Below are 19,142 nucleotides of genomic sequence, written 5' to 3' on the forward strand. Positions count from 1 at the left end.
AAAAGGCTGCCATTGGCAGCCTTTTTTCAATCCTCGTACCCTGAATCGTCCCGGTACAGGTGCGGCATGATCCTCGCCATCTTCACCATGTTGTTCTCCACTTCGAGAATTTCGATAGGGTAGCCCGCCAGCCTGACACTGATGTTGGGTTGGGGGATCTCCTCAAGGTACTCCAGGATGGCGCCATTGAGGGTCCGTGGGCCGTCCATGGGCAGGTGCCAGTCCATCTCCTTGTTCAGCTCGCGGATGCTGGCGGAGCCTTCAACCAGGAAGGAGCCGTCCGGCTGGGGATGGATCTCGTCACTCGGGGTCGGTGTCATGGAGGTGGTGAAGTCACCGACAATCTCTTCCAGGATGTCGTCCAGGGTGATCAGCCCCTGAATATCGCCATATTCGTCGACGATAAGGCCAATTCGCTCCTTGTTGCGCTGGAACTTGGCCAACTGCACGTTGAGGGGGGTCCCCTGGGGGATGAAATAGATGGGGTCGACTTCCCGCAGCAGGCTGGACTTGCTGAACTGATCCCGGGCGACCAGTCTCAGGGCATCCCGTGAGTGCAGGAAGCCGACGACGTCATCGATGTTGTCGCGATAGAGCAGGATCTTGGTGTGGGCGCAGTGGGCCAGCTGGCGCAGTATGATCTTCCAGTCGTCATTGATGTCGATGGCGGAGATCTCGCTGCGAGGGACCATGATGTTCTCCACCGTCATCTTGTCGAGATCCAGGATGCTTATCAGCATCTCCTGGTGGTGCTTGGGAATGAGATTGCCCGCCTCGTTGACGATAGTGCGCAGCTCTTCGGAATTGAGGGAATCATCCTTGTTGTGCTCGAGACGCAAGAGTTTCAGCAGCAGGTTCGTGATGCTGTTGATGAGCCAGACAAGGGGGGCGAACGGCACCATCAGCCCCTTGAGGATCCAGGAGGCAGGATAGGCTATCCGCTCGGGGAACATGGCCGCCAGTGTCTTGGGGGTGACTTCCCCGAATACCAGTACCACCAGGGTCAGCCCGAAGGTGGCAATGGCGACGCCGAGATCCCCGAACAGCCGGATGCAGACGATGGTCGCGATGGCGGAGGCCAGGATGTTGACCAGATTGTTGCCGATGAGAATGAGGCCAAGCAGGCGGTCCGGCCTGGCCAGCAGCTTCTCGACCCGGCGGGCAGCTTTGTGCTTGGTCTGGGCCAGATGCCGCAGCTTGTAGCGGTTGAGCGACATCAGACCGGTTTCGGAACTGGAGAAGAAGGCTGACAAAAGGATCAAGATAACGAGAACAATCAGCAATGTACTCGTTGAGATACTGTCCAAGAAGGGCTCCTGTAAGGATGGTTGGGGAATGTTCGTGTGTCAGCTAAGCAGCACTTCCTTGACGAAACGGCTGCCAAAATAGGCCAGTGTCAGGATGAAGCTGCCGATGAGGCTCAGCATGATGACCTTGCGGCCGCGCCAGCCACGGGTATGGTGACCCCAGAGCAGCAGAGCGTAGACGCACCAGGCCAGGATAGAGAGGATGGCCTTGTGGGACTTGCCCTGGGCAAACATGTCTTCCAGGAAGAACAGGCCGGATGCGATGGAGAGGGTCAGCAGCAGCAGACCTGCAGAAATGAGCTGAAACAGGCGCTTCTCCACCGTCATTAGGGGTGGCATGGCTGGCAAGTGGCTGATTTTTCTGGATTTCAGTTGCCTGTCCAGGCAGGCAAGCTGGAGGGCAAACAAGCAGGCGATCATCAGTACCGAATAGGCCATCAGCGCGAGGCCTATGTGCAGCAGTAATTGGGGGTGCGCTTCCAGATGGGTGATGTAGCGCCCGGGAATGAGCGCGCTGGCTGCCAGCAGCAGGGCTGAAAAACTGTAGACGACGGGCAGCAGGATCCAGCCGTTGAAGCGTCGGGTGACGCAGGTCATGAAGCAACTGATGATAAGGCTGACCAGGGACGCCACGTTCAACATGCTGAGATTCTGGCCGGAATGGGTGGCCAGCACTTCGCTGCCCACCGCCATGCCATGGGCGGTCAGGGCCAGCCCGACACAGGCGAACAGCGATACTTGCCCGACGGGCTTGGCGCTGAGCAGCAGGTGCAGTGAGGCGATGATGGCCAGCAGGTAAAACGCCAGGGCCAGAACAGAGATCACGATCATAACCAGGTCGTTGTCAAACAAGCTTTATGGATAAGAGGGGCAGTATACCTTGCACAAGATATGCTCGCCAGTTGTGCCAGAGGCTAACTGCCCACATATAAGTAGGCGTTGATGGTCACCGTGCGGCGAATAATCGTCCTCCGGCGTTGACTGGGGTATACTGCCCTCCATTTGTTGACCTGCCCGCTCGATGGCAGGCCGCCGCGGCAAGCGGCGAGTAATCGTCCCTAGAGTGCTGACCGGGGTATAATGCCCCCAGTGTCACGCCAAGAACCGGAAAGCGTCATGTTTGAGAATTTGACTGAACGACTCTCGCGCACCCTGCGCAACGTCAGCGGCCGCGGCCGTCTGACCGAAGAGAACATCAAGGATACCCTGCGCGAAGTCCGCATGGCGTTGCTCGAGGCGGACGTCGCCCTGCCGGTGGTGCGCGATTTCGTGGCGCGCGTCAAGGAACGTGCCGTGGGCCAGGAAGTGGCCAAATCCCTGAGCCCGGGCCAGGCCTTCATCAAGATCGTCCATGGCGAACTGGTCACCGTGATGGGGGAGGCCAACGAACAGCTCAACCTGGCTGCCCAGCCGCCGGCCATCATCCTGATGGCAGGTCTTCAGGGGGCCGGTAAGACCACTACGGTCGGCAAACTGGCCAAACTGCTCAAGGAGCGCAGCAAGAAGAAGGTGCTGGTGGTCAGTGCGGACGTCTACCGTCCGGCGGCGATCAAGCAGCTTGAGACCCTTGCGGGCGACATCGGTGTCGACTTCTTCCCGAGTGATGCCAGCCAGAAACCGATCGCCATTGCCACTGCCGCCATCGATCAGGCGCGCAAGAAGTTCTATGACGTGGTGATCGTCGATACTGCCGGTCGTCTGCACGTCGATGGCGAAATGATGGCGGAGATCCAGGATCTGCACGCCACCATCAAGCCGGTCGAAACCCTGTTCGTGGTGGATGCCATGACAGGCCAGGATGCCGCCAATACCGCCAAGGCCTTCAACGAGGCGCTGCCGCTCACTGGTGTGATCCTTACCAAGGCAGACGGTGATGCCCGCGGTGGTGCCGCACTGTCGGTGCGTCACATCACCGGCAAACCGGTCAAGTTCATCGGTATGGGCGAGAAGACCGACGCGCTGGAGCCGTTCCACCCGGATCGTCTGGCCTCCCGCATCCTCGGTATGGGGGATGTGCTCTCTCTCATCGAAGAGGTGGAGCGCAACGTCGATAAAGAGAAGGCGGCCAAGCTGGCCAGCAAGGTCAAGAGCGGCAAGGGCTTCGATCTGGAAGACTTCCGTGAGCAGCTGGCCCAGATGCGCAACATGGGTGGCATGATGGGGATGCTCGACAAGCTGCCCGGCATGTCCGGCCTGCCGGACAACATCAAGGATCAGATGGATGACAAGCTCACCGTGCGGATGGAGGCCATCATCAGCTCCATGACGCCGAAAGAGCGTGCCCATCCCGATCTCATCAAGGGCTCCCGCAAGCGCCGCATCGCTGCGGGTTCCGGCATGCAGGTCCAGGATGTGAACAAGCTGCTCAAGCAGTTCACCGAGATGCAGCGCATGATGAAGAAGATGTCCGGCAAGGGCGGCATGCGCAAGATGATGGGCCAGATGAAGAACATGCTGCCCCCCGGATTCGGTGGTGGCGGTCGCGGTCCGTTCTGATTTTCCTGCTGGTCAGGCAGAAAGGCTCACCCTGGTGCAATGCTGTTCACTTAAGCGGAGCCGCATTGCGATTTACCGGAAAACGGGTCTTTGATATCTTCACCGCCCTGGGTCTCGATGGCCTGGGGCGTTTTTCTATGAACATGACGCCTATGCAGCCCCGCAACTCCGCCAACCTCCGTGGCGTATGGGCTGGCGATAACGCGCCCGCCATCACTGCCATCTGGTTCGCGATGAACTGACAGGCAAACTTAAAGCTCACCTCATTGGGCGCTCGCTGATGGGCTACGGCGGCCTGGCTGGCCTCCCGCCTGACCAGATTGTATCCAAGCAGCAATCCCCACAGCTCCTGATAGACCAAGTCCACTTTCTTGCTTCTCAGCGTGATGGCGTTGTGCTGCATCGCGCTTTTGATATCCCGGTATCCCAGCTCGATTTCCCAGCGCTCGTGGTACAGGGTCGCCACCTGAGCTGCACTGAATCGCGCCACGGGCAGGGAGGTAAAGACCGTTTTCTCCTTGCCTGCCACCTCATAGGTCACTGCGCGAACTTGCCAGTGTGTCGGCAACGCCGGGTTTTTCTTGCGAGCCTGAGGCGAGACCGTCATTTGCAACAGACGGTCACCGTCGCCATAGCGCTCAAGTTCCGTGTATACCAGCCCCTTGCGTTCCGGGATGAGCCAGTGACGGTCGGTGTCTTCGGCCTGAATACGCAGCAACAGGTCGGCACCGAAGAAGCCTTTATCCAGCAGGGTCACTGACTTGTCCGGCAATGAGTGAATGAACTCGCTGGCCAGGGGGATTTCCCCTTTGCGGTACGGGCTGATGGCCGCGTTGGCAATGACATGCGAGCGGACATTCATGAGCGTGACCAACCGCAGCATCGGGTAGGGTGTCTGCCGGTTGGTTGAGGTGTTACCCGAGCCGAAATGTGCTCTGAGTTCAGGCATATCCTGGGTTCGGAACAGGGCCCCATCGATGGCAAAGACCTGTAAACCGTGCCAATGGTCTTCAGGATAACGTTCCCGCCCCCACACATCGGCGCACTGTTTGAACAGCCACTCGAGCGGCTGTTTGCCGAGTCGCTGACGGGCCTGAGACAGGGCACTGTCCGCGAGCAAGGCATCATTGGCCAACCCTTCTGCACAGATGTTGAGGCGCCGAGCGACCTCGGAGATGGGCTCATTGCGGAAAAAGGCCATCCCCACGACGAGCCACAAGACCATATCAGAAGGTAAGCGGCGTCGGCGGATAGTGGCCTTTTCAGACAAGGCGGCAGCGGCAGTAATCCATTCGTCGGGAATATGGTCGGCAAAAATGGCCAGCCGAGCCAGCATGTCGCCAGATGCCTCAACAACATCGTTCAGATCGTTTGCAATAGACATAAAAAAATCCGGAACCAGTGATTGGTTCCGGATTGTCCTACAGCAGAAGGATCGGTCAATGGATCCTTAACTGATCAGCATTGCACCCTGGTGAGCCTTTTTCATGCCAATCCCTGCGCAAAAAATAGCTGGCTTGGTTGCAATTATTACGAATCCAAGTAGAATTACGCGGCTTATTTTAAGCTAGGGTCTGCGTATTTGCAGGCCTTGTTCATTAGATGTTTATGAGGACGATATGGTAACCATTCGTTTACAACGTGGTGGCGCGAAAAAGCGTCCGTTCTACCAGGTAGTAGTTGCTGACAGCCGTAACGCCCGTGACGGTCGTTTCATCGAGCGCGTCGGTTTCTTCAACCCGGTTGCTGCTGGTAACGCTGAAAAGCTGAACCTGGACCTGGCTCGTATCGAGCATTGGGTTGCTACTGGTGCCGCTGTTTCTGACCGCGTTGCCAAGCTGATCAAAGACGCTGCCAAAGCTGCTTAATCAGCCAAACGGTAGGGAGTTAAGGTGGAAAAACCTGTAGTTCTGGGCACCCTGGGGACCGTTTACGGAATCAAGGGCTGGCTTAAAGTGAACTCCTTCACCGATGTTGCCGAAGCGATTTTCGATTACAACCCCTGGCTGATCAATCAGAACGGGGCGTGGCGTGAAATCCGGGTGTCATCCTGGAAGCGTCACAACAAGGGTCTGATCTGCAAACTCGATGGTATCGATGTGCGTGAGGATGCCCTGGCATTGACCAACGTCGAGATTGGCGTCCCCGCCGATCTGTTGCCTGCGTTGCCCGAAGGGGAGTTCTACTGGCGTGACCTCATTGGTTGCACCGTGGTAACCACCAAGGGATACGACCTGGGCAAGGTGACCGAATTGATGGAAACCGGCTCCAACGATGTGTTGGTGGTTGAGGCCAATGTAAAAGATGCCTTTGGTGCAAAGGAGCGGTTGATACCGTTCCTGGAAGAGCAGGTGATCAAGAATATTGATCTGACTGCTCGAACAATCGAAGTTGATTGGGATCCTGGTTTCTAGTTTCCCGCGCTAACACGGGTGCCGGAGGTTTCTTATGTGGATTGGGGTGATTAGCCTCTTCCCGGAAATGTTCCGAGCCATTACCGAGCACGGGGTAACGGGTCGGGCCGTCAAGAGTGGCCTGCTGCAGATTGAGTGCTGGAACCCTCGGGACTTCACCCACGACAAACACCGTACGGTCGATGATCGTCCTTATGGTGGTGGGCCCGGCATGTTGATGATGGTTCAGCCGCTGCGTGATGCCATTCATGCAGCCAAGCAAGCGGCGGGAGACGGGGCGAAAGTCATCTATCTCTCTCCTCAGGGGCGCAAGCTGACTCAAGCGGGCGTGACCGAGTTGGCGACGAATCAGAAACTGATTCTGGTTGCCGGTCGATACGAAGGTATCGATGAACGCGTGATACAAACCGAAGTCGACGAAGAGTGGTCTATCGGAGATTACGTGTTAAGTGGTGGCGAGTTGCCTGCCATGACCCTGATCGATGCGGTTTCGCGTCTGGTCCCGGGGGTCTTGGGTGATCAGGCCAGTGCCGAGCAGGACTCCTTCACGGATGGGCTGCTGGATCATCCCCACTATACTCGGCCGGAGGTGTTGGATGGGCTGACGGTGCCCGAGGCGCTGACAAGCGGCAATCACGAAGTGATTCGGCGCTGGCGACTCAAGCAATCGCTCGGACGAACCTGGCAGAGAAGGCCGGAACTTATTAACAACCTAGCTCTGACTGACGAGCAAGAATCACTTCTTGCCGAGTATGTCCGCGAAGTGCGTGACAGCGTTAAGTAGAGTTTTCAGTTTATCCTAGGTAAGGAAAGACAATGAGCAAGATTATTCAGCAGCTTGAACAAGAGCAACTGCGTACCGACATCCCGGCTTTTGCCCAGGGCGACACCGTACGTGTTCAAGTTCGTGTTAAAGAAGGTGGTAAAGAGCGTCTGCAGGCTTTCGAAGGCATCGTGATTGCCAAGCGTAACCGCGGTCTGCACTCTGCTTTCACCGTTCGCAAGATCTCCAACGGCGAAGGTGTTGAGCGTGTATTCCAGACTCACTCTCCGCTGATCCACAGTGTAGAACTGAAGCGTCGTGGTGATGTTCGCCGCGCCAAACTGTACTACCTGCGCAACCTGTCCGGCAAAGCTGCTCGTATCAAAGAGAAGCTCAACTAATTCGATTCGAATTGGTGTCGGTATGTCGGCGAAAAGCTCGACAGGTAGTGAAAAGGCTCGCCAATGGCGAGCCTTTTTTGTATCCGTGTGCGGGGTATTGGCTCAACCGGGCTGGCTGACCCGCACCACCGAGTTGTCACGCCCGAAGGGGCCAGGCACATAGTCGTCCGCCTCCCAGTCGTTGTTATAAAGGGTTTCACCATCGGGTTGCACTAGCTGATAGCAATACTCGAAATGGCTGGGGCCATCGGTCGGCAGGTTGAGTGTCGCCTTGAACTCCCCGTTTTTCATCCTCTTCAGTTCAATGGGCTGCCACTGGCTGAATTCACCCAGCAGCAAGACCTGCTCGGCATCACCGGCGGCCTCCTTTTCGACGGCAAAGGTCACCTTGACCTCGGGACGGGATTTGAGGAATTGCTTGTTGATCGGCATATGGACTCCTTGTCACTGGCTGCGAAGAAAGTAGCACTGGTTATTTTTATATCACTTTATGACAAGGATGTTGATAAGCAGGATCAAAGGGGGAGGGCAAAATGGCGCTGCAGGAGTTGATGGGTGAACTCGATCTTGAGGTAGAAGCCCCGTGGTAGCGTCATGATGGGTTGGCCATTGCGGCCGATGGCGCGGGTCAGCGCCTTGCTGTTGGCCGCCTTGGGGCGTAGCTGCAATACCTGGCCGTGGCGGGCGCTGATCTGCTCCACTTCTCCCAGCACTATCATGTCCATCAGCTCTTCCCAGTCCTGGCGCAGCAGTCCTTCTTCCTCTTCATTCGGGCTCCACAGCAGCGGCATGCCGACGCGACGGTCGCCGACAGGGATGTCGCGGCTGCCTTCCACCGGGATCCAGAGCACCCGCGACAGCTTGTTGCGCACGTTCGACTCCTCCCAGCGCTGGCCGCTGACCCCGATGAGGGGGGCCACGCAGACAAAGGTGGTTTCCAGCGGGCGCCCTTGAGGATCGACGGGGATCGTCTTGAGCTCGATACCGAGATCCGGAAAATCCTGCTCGGGACGGCTACCTGCACTGGCCCCCAGCTGCCACTCGATCAACTGCCCTGTCCAGCCCTTGTCACGTCTGAGATCCCGCGGTACGGGGATGCCCGCCGTTGCGGCAAGCTGGGCCAGAGTGAAGCCCGCCATGGCGTAGGCTCGACTGAGCAGCTCTTGTTCTGAGTGGGGATTGGCGGGCATGAGGGCTCCTCTGGAGATAATAGACATCGCAATACGGATCCTTGCATGGTATCGCTGATTTTATAACCTATCCTCGCCCGACTATACACAGGGAGACATGGGTGACAGAGTTCAACATATCCAAATGATTTTAAAGGGTTTTACTTTATTTATCCAGTATGTTGGCCCGCCGGATCCCCGCATAAACGAGTTGTCCAAGGGTTTGTGCGAGCTGTTGCACACAGTTATCCACAGAAATCTTGGATAACTGGCGTAAAGTGGTGAAAGGAAGCGTGGCACCAGAAATAAATGTGAGAATACGCCGATTTTCAGCGCCATTTCGGTGCAGATAATGCGCCATGTCTGTGGATAAATCCGTCTTGGTGGATCTTTGAGCAGTCGAACTTGTTCACAATTGACAGGCTGGATCCTCTTAGGCAAAAGACATGGATCTTGATCCAGCAATTAAACTATAACCTTATGTATTTAAATGTATATTTTGTTTTTAAGTGAATCGGGTATGATATGCTTCCGTGCAATGCCACAGTATAAAACTACTGTATATACCTGCTTGATCACAGGTTTATGCACAGTCTGGGTGGGCAACTTGCCTAGCATGAACCTTCAATTTGTTTATAACTTTGCTTGAAATGCCAAGTTATTCATGAATGGAAGATGACAGTCCCTGTTTGCCGCCACGGGGTGAATGTGGAACAATCTCGTTATAGATTCAGCCTTTATAAGGTGATCACGTGATAGATGGTGACGGATTTCGTCCCAATGTCGGCATCGTGATCTGTAACCGTGACGGACAAGTATTGTGGGCTAAGCGCTATGGGCAGCACTCCTGGCAGTTTCCGCAGGGGGGGGTTGATGATGGTGAATCGCCGGAACAGGCCATGTATCGTGAGCTGTATGAGGAGATAGGCCTCAAGCAGGACGATGTGACCATACTGGCGACCAGTCGCAACTGGCTGAAGTATCGCTTACCCAAACGACTCGTCCGCTGGGACAGTTCACCGGTCTGTATTGGCCAGAAGCAGAAATGGTTTTTGTTGCAGCTCGATCCTGGCAAAGAGTCCAGGATCCAGTTTGGCTGTCATGGTCACCCGGAATTTGATGATTGGCGTTGGGTCAGCTTCTGGTACCCGGTTCGTCAGGTCGTCTCCTTCAAGCGGGAGGTTTACCGCCGGGTGATGAAGGAGTTTGCCCCGCTGGCCATGCCAGTCCCCGTGGTGCAGGCTAACCGAAAAGATGGGCGGCGCAACCGCTCGCGTTAAGGAGCACAACTAGTTGCTGACGGAACTCAGACGCATCGTGGAAAGCATGGCCGAGGCCAACACCCTCGAACAGGCCTTGCAAGCATTGGTGAGCCAGACCCGGCTCGCCATGACGGTGGACTGCTGCTCCGTCTATGTGGCCGAGCCGGACATGCGCCGCTATCGACTGGCTGCGACCGATGGTCTGGCCGAATCGGCCGTGGGCAAGGCCACCCTGCCGTTCGAGCAGGGTATCGTCGGTCTGGTGGGTCAGCGTGAAGAGCTGATCAACCTGGCCGATGCCCCCTCCCATCCCAGTTTCAAGTTCCTGCCCGATGTGGCGGAAGAGGCGTTTCGCTCCTTCCTCGGCGCTCCCATCATGCATCAGCGTCAGGTAGTGGGGATTCTGGTCGTGCAGCAGAAGGAGAGCCGCCTCTTCGATGAGGGGGAAGAGTCCTTCATGGTCACCTTGGCAGCTCAGCTGGCTGCCCGCATCGCCCAGGCCCAGGCCAAGGGGTGGCTGCAGAAGACCGACTGGAGCAAGCCGCTGCGCGGTATTGCCGGGGCGAGTGGCATCGCCATCGCCAAGGCCTGGGTGTGGCGTCCGCGCAAGGCGCTCAATACCATCACGCCGCGCAAGGACGAGGATCATGCCAAGCAGCTTGCCCGTCTCGAGCTGGCGGTGGAGGAAGTGCGCCATGATCTGGAGAGCTTGGCACTGCGCTTTCGCGAGAGCTACAGCCAGGACTCGGTCGCCATCTTCGACATCTATCTGCACCTGCTTAACGATCCCGGCTACATCAAGCCCATCCGCAACAAGGTCAGCAAGGAACACTGGACGGCGATCTCGGCGGTCAAACTCATCAGCGATCGGCTGATAGAGCAGTTCAAGGGGATGAAGGATCCCTATCTGCGGGAGCGCTCCACCGATGTGAAAGACATCGCCCAGCGGCTCATCAGCCGGCTGGTGCAGGACGAACCCGAGCAGCTCACCATCGGCGAACCCGTGGTGCTGGTCGCCGATGAAGTGACGGCCACCATCCTTGCGGAGATCCCGAGGGAATTTCTGAGCGGTGTGGTGTCGCTCAAGGGCGGGACCAACTCCCATGCCGCCATCCTGGCCCGTGCCATGGGGGTGGCGGCCATCATGGGGGTGGATCTGCCCCTCGGTGACATCGGCGGGCGCACTCTGGTCATCGATGGCTACAGCGGCGATCTCTTCATCGAACCCAACCAGGTGATCCTGACCGAGTACCGGCAACTGCTGAGTGAGGAGCGGGCACTCGACACCCTGGTGCGTAGCGTCGACAACCAGCCCTCCGAGACTGCCGACGGCACCAAGGTCTCTCTGCTGCTCAACGCAGGGCTGAGTGCGGATACCGAGATCTCCCTCAATCATCTGGCGGACGGGGTCGGGCTCTATCGCACCGAGATCCCCTTCATGCTGCAGGACAGCTTCCCTTCGGAGTGGGAGCAGACTGCCCGCTATCGCGGGATCCTGGAAACCTATCGGGATCGCCCGGTTTGCATGCGGACTCTGGACGTGGGGGGGGACAAGCAACTGCCCTATTTTCCCATCGTGGAGGAAAATCCCTTCCTTGGTTGGCGGGGGATCCGGCTCACCCTGGATCACCCCGAACTCTTCCTGGTTCAGCTCAAGGCCATGTTGCGGGCCAGCGAAGGGCTGGACAATCTGGCCATCATGCTGCCGATGATCAGCAGCGTCAGTGAAATCAAGGCCTCCCGTCGTCTGCTGGATCAGGCGTGGCGCGAGGTGTCGGAAGAAGCGGCCAGCCGCGATGCGGTGATCCGCTACCCCAGTCTCGGGGTGATGATAGAAGTCCCCTCCGCGCTGTACATCCTGCCGGAGATGGCGCCGCTCATCGACTTCTGGTCGGTAGGCAGCAACGACCTGACTCAGTACCTGCTGGCGGTGGATCGCAACAATGCCCGTGTCGCCAGCATCTACGATGCCTTCCATCCCGCGGTGATCCGCGCTTTGCAACTGTTGGTCGATGCCTCTCAGCGCTATCACAAGCCGGTCTCTGTTTGTGGCGAGCTGGCTGGCGATCCGGTCGGGGTGCTGCTGCTGCTGGCCATGGGCTATCGTCGTTTCAGCATGAATACCCACAACATCTCCCGTATCAAATACGTGCTGCGGCAATCCGACCTTGGCGAGTTGAAGGCGCTGATGGCGGATGGTCTCAAGCATGACAATCCTCACGTGCTGCGGGGCCTGTTTGCCCGATATCTGGAAGAGCACGGTCTGGGCGGATTGCTGCGGGCTGGGCACAAGGTCAGGCTGCCCGATTGATATTCCACCTTGTTACTGCGTAAGAATGATCGGAGAATGCGGCTTTTCTTATGATTGGGGCCGCCTATGCAGCACGACGGATATTGGGTTTTCTCGCAGATTGATCCCGTAGCATTCAGTTTGGGACCATTATCGGTACGCTGGTATGGTCTCATGTACCTGTTCGGTTTTGCCTTCGCCATGTGGCTGGCAGGTCGCCGCGCCGATGCACCCAATAGCGGCTGGACCCGCAACGAGGTCTCGGATCTGCTGTTCTACGGCTTCCTCGGGGTGATCCTGGGAGGGCGCATCGGTTACGTGCTGTTCTATAACTTCGATCTCTTCCTCGCAGACCCGACCTATCTGTTCAAGATATGGACCGGTGGCATGTCGTTCCACGGTGGCCTCATCGGGGTGATCACCGCCATGATCTGGTTTGCCCACAAAACCCAGCGCCACTTCTTCACCGTGGCGGATTTCGTGGCGCCGCTGATTCCGTTTGGCCTCGGTGTTGGCCGCATCGGCAACTTCATGAACGGCGAGCTGTGGGGTCGGGTGACCGATGTCCCCTGGGCCATCATCTTCCCCGAGGCGGGCCCCGAGCCGCGTCACCCGTCCCAGCTTTACCAGTTCGCGCTGGAAGGTGTGGTGCTCTTCATCATCCTGAACCTGTTCTGGCGCAAGCACCCGCCCCGTGGCGCCATCTCCGGCATGTTCCTGCTGTTCTACGGTCTGTTCCGCTTCCTGGTGGAGTTTGTTCGTCAGCCTGACAGCCAGCTGGGTCTCTACTTCAACGAGATCAGCATGGGCCAGATCCTCTCTACCCCGATGATAGTGGCGGGTGCGCTCATGGTCTGGGCCGCCTACAAGCAGCCCCGTCTGTTCGGCAATGCACCCAAGGAGGCGAAGTAATGCGTGCCTATCTCGACCTGATGCAGAAAATTCTGGATGAAGGGACCGTCAAATCCGATCGCACCGGGACCGGGACCGTCTCCCTGTTCGGTCATCAGATGCGCTTCAATCTGGCGGAAGGTTTCCCGCTGGTGACCACCAAGAAGTGCCACCTGCGCTCCATCATTCATGAGCTGCTCTGGTTCCTCAATGGCGATACCAACACCGCCTATCTGAAAGAGCACGGTGTCAGCATCTGGGATGAGTGGGCCGACGAGCACGGTGATCTGGGGCCTGTCTATGGTGCCCAGTGGCGCTCCTGGCCGGCGGCCGATGGGTCTGTCATCGACCAGATCCAGAAGGCGGTGGACGACATCCAGCACAACCCGGATTCCCGCCGCATCATCGTCTCCGCCTGGAACGTAGGCGAGCTGGACAAAATGGCGTTGGCACCCTGCCACGCCTTCTTCCAGTTCTATGTGGCGGATGGCAAGCTTTCCTGCCAGCTCTACCAGCGTAGTTGTGATGTTTTCCTTGGCCTGCCGTTCAACATTGCCAGCTATGCGCTGCTGACCCACATGATGGCGCAGCAGTGCGATCTGGAAGTGGGGGACTTTGTCTGGACCGGTGGCGATGTGCACCTCTATTCCAACCACATGGAGCAGACGGCACTGCAACTCACCCGCGAGCCGCGCCCCCTGCCGCAACTGGTGATCAAGCGCAAACCTGACTCCATCTTCGATTACAGATTCGAGGATTTCGAGATCCAGGGCTATGATCCCCATCCTGGGATCAAGGCGCCTGTCGCTATTTGAGTAGATAATGAGCCTGGGGCGAGTCCCGCCTCTCAGGTGACGATGAATCGACACTCAGCTGTTAGAGGCACCCTCGGGTGCCTTTTTGCATTTTCTGTGAATTAATATGCGATGTTCCGGGTGGAGAGAAGGCTCTTGAAAGAGGGTAGTAACCGGCTTATAGCAGGCATTATCTGTTTTGCTTTCGGTTTTTCCGTTGTTATCGGCCGTTAGAAACGATTTTTCATTGAGCTACTCGGGCCCTAGACTGAAAAAATGGAATCTTATGGGTAGTTAGATATGAGCGATGTATTCAAGCGTTTTCTCAAACTGGAGTCTGCTTCCGGGATCATTCTGATCCTGGCCGCCCTGCTTGCCATCGGCCTGGCCAATTCGGCACTGGCGCAACACTATCAGAGCTTCCTCAATACCGAGGTGCAGGTTCGCATCGCGGCGCTCGACATCAACAAGCCGCTGCTGCTCTGGATCAACGATGGCTTCATGGCGATCTTCTTCCTTCTGGTGGGTCTCGAGGTGAAGCGAGAGATGCTGGAGGGGGCGCTTTCCTCCCGGGTGCAGGCAACCTTCCCGGCCATTGCCGCCGTGGGTGGGATGTTGGCACCGGCCCTCATCTATAGCTTCTTCAACTACGGAGACGAGGCTACCCGTGCTGGCTGGGCGATTCCGGCCGCAACCGACATCGCCTTCGCTCTCGGGGTCATGGCGCTGCTGGGCAAGCGGGTACCGACCAGTCTCAAGGTCTTCTTGCTGGCGCTGGCCATCATGGACGATCTGGGGGTCATCATCATCATTGCCCTCTTCTACACCCAGCAACTGTCGCTGACTGCGCTGGCGATAGGTGTGGTGGCCACCCTGGCCTTGCTCTGGATGAATCGCCGTGGTGAGGACAGGATTGGACTCTATATGCTGGTCGGCCTGGTGCTCTGGGTTGCCGTGCTCAAGTCCGGTGTCCATGCGACCCTGGCGGGGGTCATCGTGGGCTTCATGATCCCCCTCAACGGCAAGCGTTACGCATCGCCACTCAAGCATCTGGAGCATGTGCTGCACCCCTGGAGTGCCTTCCTGATCCTGCCGCTGTTCGCTTTCGCCAACGCCGGGGTATCGCTGGAGGGGATCTACTTCTCGGCTCTGCTCAATCCGCTCCCCATGGGGATCATCCTGGGGCTCTTCGTCGGCAAGCCGCTCGGGATTTTCACCATCAGCTGGCTGGCTGTGAAATCAGGCATTGCCCAATTGCCGCAAGGAGTGAACTTCAGACAGATCTTTGCCGTCAGCATCCTGTGTGGCATCGGCTTCACCATGTCGATGTTTATCGCATCGCTGGCATTCGAGCATGGCGGACTGGACTACGGCAGCTACTCGCGCCTCGGGATCCTGGCAGGTTCCACACTCGCGGCCGTGATCGGTTACATCGCCCTGCGGATATCGCTGCCCAATCGGGAGGCGAATCAAAGTACGGAGGGGTTATGAGAAAACTAGGATGGTTAGTCATGCTTGCGAGCCCTGCACTCTGGGCAGATAGTCTGGCCGATTGTCAGCGGGATGCCACCTCGGCAAGTTGTTCTGCCTATCTCAACGGGGTGGTCGACAGCGCACTCATGCTGGGAGACTCACAGGTAAAAGCCCGGTTCGGAGAGACCTTCGCCGAACGGGCACTGAGCAGTCGTGCCGGCGAGCGAGTCAAGCTGTCCAACAAGCGCTATTGCACCGAGCGAATGCCGGATGCCGGTCGTCTCAAGGCCCATCTGCAGGCACAGTTCGACGCGAACAAGGTTGACTCGATCAGCGACATGTATGACATTCTGGCGGTTGAACTCAGCTGCTACCGGAGCCCGCCTGGCGCGGGAACCCCATCGGATGTCACACCTTAACTACAACCATCTCTACTATTTTTGGATGACTCAGAAGAAGGGCTCCGTCACGCAGGCGGCGGAAGCCCTCTTTTTGACTCCGCAGACCGTGACCGGTCAGATCAAGCTGCTCGAACAGCGTCTTGGCGGCAAGTTGCTGATCAGAAAGGGACGCTCCCTTGAGGCTACCGAGCTTGGCCAACTGGTGTTTCGCTATGCGGACAAGATGTTCAGCCTCTCCTACGAGATGCTGGATATCGTCAACTACCGCAAGGAGAGCCAGATCCTGTTCGACGTCGGCATCGCAGATGCACTCTCCAAGCGTCTTGCCAGCCGGGTACTGCTCTCCGTGATCCCCAATGATGGTTCCATTCACCTGCGCTGTTTCGAGTCGACCCATGAACTGCTCCTGGAGCAGTTGAGCGAGCACAAGCTCGACATGATCCTCTCTGATTGCCCGGTGGACTCCAGCCAGCATGCCGGGTTGCTGTCCAAGCGTCTGGGGGGATGCGGCGTCAGTTTCTTCTGCAAGGCGCCTCTGCCCTCCCAGCCTTTCCCTGCCTGCCTGGAAGAGCGCAAGCTGCTCATCCCGGGCCGTCGCACCGCCATGGGTCGTCAACTGACCCAGTGGTTCGAGCAGCAGGGAATTTCCCCCAGCATTCTGGGAGAATTCGACGATGCGGCGCTGATGAAGGCGTTCGGCTTCTTCAACCAGGGCATCTTCATGGCTCCGACCATCTATCGGGAAGAGATCCTGGAGGGGGAGGAGGTGATGCTGCTAGGTGAAACCCAGGATCTGATGGAGGAGTATTACGTCATCTTTGCCGAGCGGATGATCCAACATCCTGCGGTCAAGCGAGTATGCGAGAGTGATTTCTCCTTCCTCTTTGCCGGGCAGGAGGATTTCACGGCCATTCAGCCGGCAAGCCTCTCGTTTTAAATCGACGGTGACGGCGCTATGATGCCTGTCTTGGAAGAGGAGGGTGAGATGCAATTGGAAGAGATGGAAGCGAATGCCGGGCGTGCCGTCACCCTGCTCAAGGCATTGGCCAATGAACGGCGGCTGTTTATCTTGTGCCAGTTGCTGGATAGGGAGCTGTCGGTCGGCGAGCTGAACGAGGTCTTGGGATTGAGCCAGTCAGCCATGTCGCAGCATCTGGCGGTGTTACGCCGGGATGAGCTGGTGGCGACGAGGAAGGAAGCCCAGACGGTCTATTATTCCCTGCGCAGCCATGAAGTGCGTGAGATGATCGGACTGTTGCACAGACTGTACTGTAGCGACCCCAAATAAAAAACCGGCACTAGGCCGGTTTTTTCAGCTTTCATCAGCGGATGCTGATTAAGCCATGGCTTTGATCTGGGCAGACAGGCGGCTCTTGTGACGAGCAGCTTTGTTCTTGTGGATCAGGCCTTTGGTCGCCATACGATCCATGATCGGCTGAGCAACAGCGAAAGCGGCAGTGGCAGCAGCCTTGTCACCAGAGGCGATGGCAGCGATCACTTTCTTCAGGTAGGTACGGGTCATGGAACGACGGCTGGCGTTGTGCTGACGACGTTTCTCTGACTGAAGAGCACGCTTCTTAGCAGATTTGATGTTAGCCAAGGTAAAACTCCTAAAACTGTCTTAGCGAGTGTATTGAAAAGGCCCGGAAATATGCCTTCCCAACCACATATTGTCAAATGATTTGTGCAAATAAACACCGCCCCCCGGTGGTGTGTCAGATGGGAGACGGTTAAACTGTCGGCCGATTCTAACAGCATTCTTTTCTTTCCGACAGTTCCAGAGGCCTCGTCTTGAGTAAGAAATTGATCAAATCCGGCATGATTGTGTCCGGAATGACGTTGGCATCCCGTGTGATGGGCTTGGTGCGCGATGTGGTCATCGCCAATTTGCTCGGTGCCGGGGTGGCCGCAGACGTCTTCTTCTTCGCCAATCGCATTCCCAACTTCTTGCGCCGGCTCTTTGCCGAAGGGGCATTCAACCAGGCCTTCGTGCCCGTGATGACGGAGTACAAGAAAAACGGTGACGAGCAGGCGGTTCGGGAGCTGCTGGCGGCGGTGGCGGGCACCCTGGGTGGCATCGTCACCGTTGTCACTCTGCTCGGGGTGCTGGGTTCCGGTGTCCTGACGGCTCTCTTTGGCTGGGGCTGGTTCTGGGACTGGCTGCATGGCGGACCGGCGGCGGAGAAGTTCGAGCTGGCCAGTCTGATGCTCAAGATCACCTTCCCCTACCTCTGGTTCATCACCTTCACCGCCATGGCGGGGGCCATTCTCAATACCTTTGGCCGTTTTGCCGTGTCCTCCTTCACGCCGGTATTCCTCAACATCACCATGATTGCGGCGGCCTGGTGGATCGCGCCCTTGATGGAGCGCCCCGAAATCTCCCTGGCGATCGGTGTCTTCCTCGGCGGTCTGGTCCAGTTTTTGTTCCAGTATCCTTTTCTGCGCCAGCTCAACATGCTGGTCTGGCCCAAGTGGGGTTGGCACCATCCGGGGGTGGTGAAGATCCGCACCCTGATGATCCCGGCGCTGTTCGGGGTGTCGGTCAGCCAGATCAACCTGCTGATCAACACCATGCTGGCGTCGTTCCTGGCTACCGGTGCCATCAGCTATCTCTATTACTCGGACAGGTTGCTGGAGTTTCCCCTCGGCCTCTTTGCTGTGGCCATCAGCACGGTGATCCTGCCTGCCCTGGCCAGAAAACACGTGGATGCGGATCCGGCTGATTTCTCTCGCACCATGGATTGGGGGGTACGCATGGTGATGCTGCTCGGCTTGCCAGCCATGGTCGGCATCGCCGTGCTGCGCGAGCCCATACTGCGGGTACTTTTCATGCGCGGTGAGTTCGGTCTGCACGAGGTGAGCATGTCCAGTGCGAGCCTGCTGGCCTCCACCACGGGGCTGCTCTCCTTGATGCTCATCAAGGTGCTGGCCCCCGGTTATTACGCCCGCCAGGACACCAGGACGCCGGTGCGTATCGGCATCATGGCCATGGTAGCCAACATGGTGTGCAACCTTATTTTCATCTATCCGCTCGGCTACGTCGGGCTGGCGCTGGCGACCGCCTGCTCCGGCACGCTGAACGCCGTACTGCTGTTCAAGGGGCTCTATCAGCAGGATGTCTATCGCCCTTCCCGCAACACCGGGCTGTTCTGCCTCAAGCTCTTGGCGGCAACGGTCTTGATGGGGGGGCTTCTGGCCTATCTGTCACCGGATCTCGCCCAATGGGGTGCCTGGAGCATGGGCAAGGCCAGCCTGGAGTTGACCCTGCTGCTCTGCCTGGGCGGAGCGTTGTATGGCATTGTCCTCTTGGCATTGGGGATCCGGCCACGGCACCTGAGAGCCGGTCAGCAATAAGGAGCCAGCTGCAAGGGAGGGGGACAGTACAGGGGAGATGGGGGAGCGGTCTCAGGGGCTGTCGAGTTGGCCCGCCAACGAGGTGCGATGCTCCTGGCCGAGTCCGAGAAGCGAGCGGGATGGCTAA

At 57.7% G+C, this 19,142-nt stretch carries 21 protein-coding genes; 14 read left to right on the plus strand and 7 right to left on the minus strand.

The window, feature by feature from the left end; translation table 11 throughout:
- Positions 1–26: 26 nt before the first annotated feature.
- Positions 27–1,307, minus strand: a complete 1,281-nt coding sequence (locus tag C2U30_RS17690; protein ID WP_010673081.1) for an HlyC/CorC family transporter — start codon at positions 1,305–1,307, stop codon at positions 27–29.
- Between the two features lie 39 nt (positions 1,308–1,346).
- Positions 1,347–2,138 (minus strand): cytochrome C assembly family protein, encoded by a 792-nt coding sequence (locus tag C2U30_RS17695; protein ID WP_039040017.1) that lies wholly within the window; start codon positions 2,136–2,138, stop codon positions 1,347–1,349.
- A 285-nt stretch (positions 2,139–2,423) separates the two neighbouring features.
- On the opposite strand from C2U30_RS17695, the gene ffh reads away from it, so the two are divergent.
- A complete protein-coding gene (gene ffh, locus C2U30_RS17700) occupies positions 2,424–3,803 on the plus strand; it encodes a signal recognition particle protein (protein WP_010673083.1) in 1,380 nt (459 codons plus the stop codon).
- Positions 3,804–3,849: 46 nt separating this feature from the next.
- On the opposite strand, the gene C2U30_RS17705 is transcribed toward ffh, so the two are convergent.
- A complete protein-coding gene (locus C2U30_RS17705) occupies positions 3,850–5,187 on the minus strand; it encodes an IS4-like element ISAeme15 family transposase (protein WP_041205253.1) in 1,338 nt (445 codons plus the stop codon).
- A gap of 235 nt (positions 5,188–5,422) precedes the next feature.
- Here C2U30_RS17705 and rpsP point away from each other — a divergent pair, with 235 nt between their 5' ends.
- Genes rpsP through rplS form a run of 4 tightly spaced genes read left to right on the plus strand, consistent with a single transcriptional unit; the run spans position 5,423 to position 7,381 of the window.
- Positions 5,423–5,671, plus strand: coding sequence for a 30S ribosomal protein S16 (rpsP, locus tag C2U30_RS17710; RefSeq protein ID WP_010673084.1), 249 nt, complete (start codon positions 5,423–5,425; stop codon positions 5,669–5,671).
- 24 nt (positions 5,672–5,695) lie between these two features.
- Positions 5,696–6,217 (plus strand): ribosome maturation factor RimM, encoded by a 522-nt coding sequence (rimM, locus tag C2U30_RS17715; RefSeq protein WP_039039979.1) that lies wholly within the window; start codon positions 5,696–5,698, stop codon positions 6,215–6,217.
- A gap of 34 nt (positions 6,218–6,251) precedes the next feature.
- The gene (gene trmD / locus C2U30_RS17720) at positions 6,252–7,001 is read left to right on the plus strand and encodes a tRNA (guanosine(37)-N1)-methyltransferase TrmD (RefSeq protein WP_010673086.1); all 750 of its coding nucleotides are present in this window, start codon (positions 6,252–6,254) and stop codon (positions 6,999–7,001) included.
- Positions 7,002–7,033: 32 nt separating this feature from the next.
- Positions 7,034–7,381, plus strand: a complete 348-nt coding sequence (rplS, locus tag C2U30_RS17725; protein ID WP_005313505.1) for a 50S ribosomal protein L19 — start codon at positions 7,034–7,036, stop codon at positions 7,379–7,381.
- Between the two features lie 102 nt (positions 7,382–7,483).
- Here rplS and C2U30_RS17730 read toward each other — a convergent pair whose 3' ends face one another.
- From C2U30_RS17730 to C2U30_RS22670, 3 genes are all read right to left on the minus strand, one after another.
- Entirely contained in the window at positions 7,484–7,813 is a 330-nt protein-coding gene (locus C2U30_RS17730) for an isoamylase early set domain-containing protein (RefSeq protein ID WP_103244202.1), read from the minus strand.
- Positions 7,814–7,896: 83 nt separating this feature from the next.
- Positions 7,897–8,571 carry a DNA mismatch repair endonuclease MutH gene (gene mutH, locus C2U30_RS17735; RefSeq protein WP_103244203.1) on the minus strand — a complete coding sequence of 225 codons (675 nt, stop codon included), beginning with the start codon at positions 8,569–8,571 and terminating at the stop codon, positions 7,897–7,899.
- 145 nt (positions 8,572–8,716) lie between these two features.
- Positions 8,717–8,911, minus strand: a complete 195-nt coding sequence (locus C2U30_RS22670) for a hypothetical protein (RefSeq protein ID WP_158654923.1) — start codon at positions 8,909–8,911, stop codon at positions 8,717–8,719.
- Between the two features lie 391 nt (positions 8,912–9,302).
- On the opposite strand from C2U30_RS22670, the gene rppH reads away from it, so the two are divergent.
- The 8 genes from rppH (at position 9,303) to C2U30_RS17775 (ending at position 16,949) form a co-directional block, all read left to right on the plus strand.
- Positions 9,303–9,830, plus strand: a complete 528-nt coding sequence (rppH, locus tag C2U30_RS17740) for an RNA pyrophosphohydrolase (protein WP_010673089.1) — start codon at positions 9,303–9,305, stop codon at positions 9,828–9,830.
- 13 nt (positions 9,831–9,843) lie between these two features.
- On the plus strand, positions 9,844–12,123 hold the full coding sequence (ptsP, locus tag C2U30_RS17745; RefSeq protein WP_010673090.1) for a phosphoenolpyruvate--protein phosphotransferase: 2,280 nt from the start codon (positions 9,844–9,846) through the stop codon (positions 12,121–12,123).
- 66 nt (positions 12,124–12,189) lie between these two features.
- Positions 12,190–13,014 carry a prolipoprotein diacylglyceryl transferase gene (gene lgt, locus C2U30_RS17750; protein WP_039039982.1) on the plus strand — a complete coding sequence of 275 codons (825 nt, stop codon included), beginning with the start codon at positions 12,190–12,192 and terminating at the stop codon, positions 13,012–13,014.
- Complete coding sequence (gene thyA, locus C2U30_RS17755; protein ID WP_042014892.1) at positions 13,014–13,808, plus strand: thymidylate synthase; 795 nt, start codon at positions 13,014–13,016, stop codon at positions 13,806–13,808. Before lgt ends, thyA begins: the two co-directional genes overlap by 1 nt.
- A 279-nt stretch (positions 13,809–14,087) precedes the next feature.
- Positions 14,088–15,278, plus strand: a complete 1,191-nt coding sequence (nhaA, locus tag C2U30_RS17760; RefSeq protein WP_010673093.1) for a Na+/H+ antiporter NhaA — start codon at positions 14,088–14,090, stop codon at positions 15,276–15,278.
- A gap of 20 nt (positions 15,279–15,298) precedes the next feature.
- On the plus strand, positions 15,299–15,679 hold the full coding sequence (locus C2U30_RS17765) for a hypothetical protein (RefSeq protein WP_175429470.1): 381 nt from the start codon (positions 15,299–15,301) through the stop codon (positions 15,677–15,679).
- The gene (gene nhaR, locus C2U30_RS17770; protein ID WP_010673095.1) at positions 15,666–16,598 is read left to right on the plus strand and encodes a transcriptional activator NhaR; all 933 of its coding nucleotides are present in this window, start codon (positions 15,666–15,668) and stop codon (positions 16,596–16,598) included. Before C2U30_RS17765 ends, nhaR begins: the two co-directional genes overlap by 14 nt.
- Before the next feature lie 48 nt (positions 16,599–16,646).
- Positions 16,647–16,949, plus strand: coding sequence for an ArsR/SmtB family transcription factor (locus C2U30_RS17775; protein ID WP_029313781.1), 303 nt, complete (start codon positions 16,647–16,649; stop codon positions 16,947–16,949).
- Positions 16,950–16,997: 48 nt separating this feature from the next.
- Here the strand turns inward: C2U30_RS17775 and rpsT are convergent, their stop codons facing one another.
- Complete coding sequence (gene rpsT / locus C2U30_RS17780) at positions 16,998–17,261, minus strand: 30S ribosomal protein S20 (RefSeq protein ID WP_005308808.1); 264 nt, start codon at positions 17,259–17,261, stop codon at positions 16,998–17,000.
- Between the two features lie 191 nt (positions 17,262–17,452).
- Here rpsT and murJ point away from each other — a divergent pair, with 191 nt between their 5' ends.
- Positions 17,453–19,015 carry a murein biosynthesis integral membrane protein MurJ gene (gene murJ / locus C2U30_RS17785; protein WP_029313784.1) on the plus strand — a complete coding sequence of 521 codons (1,563 nt, stop codon included), beginning with the start codon at positions 17,453–17,455 and terminating at the stop codon, positions 19,013–19,015.
- Positions 19,016–19,142 lie beyond the last annotated feature (127 nt).

This window comes from Aeromonas sp. ASNIH5 (assembly GCF_002902865.1).
Lineage (GTDB): Bacteria > Pseudomonadota > Gammaproteobacteria > Enterobacterales > Aeromonadaceae > Aeromonas > Aeromonas caviae.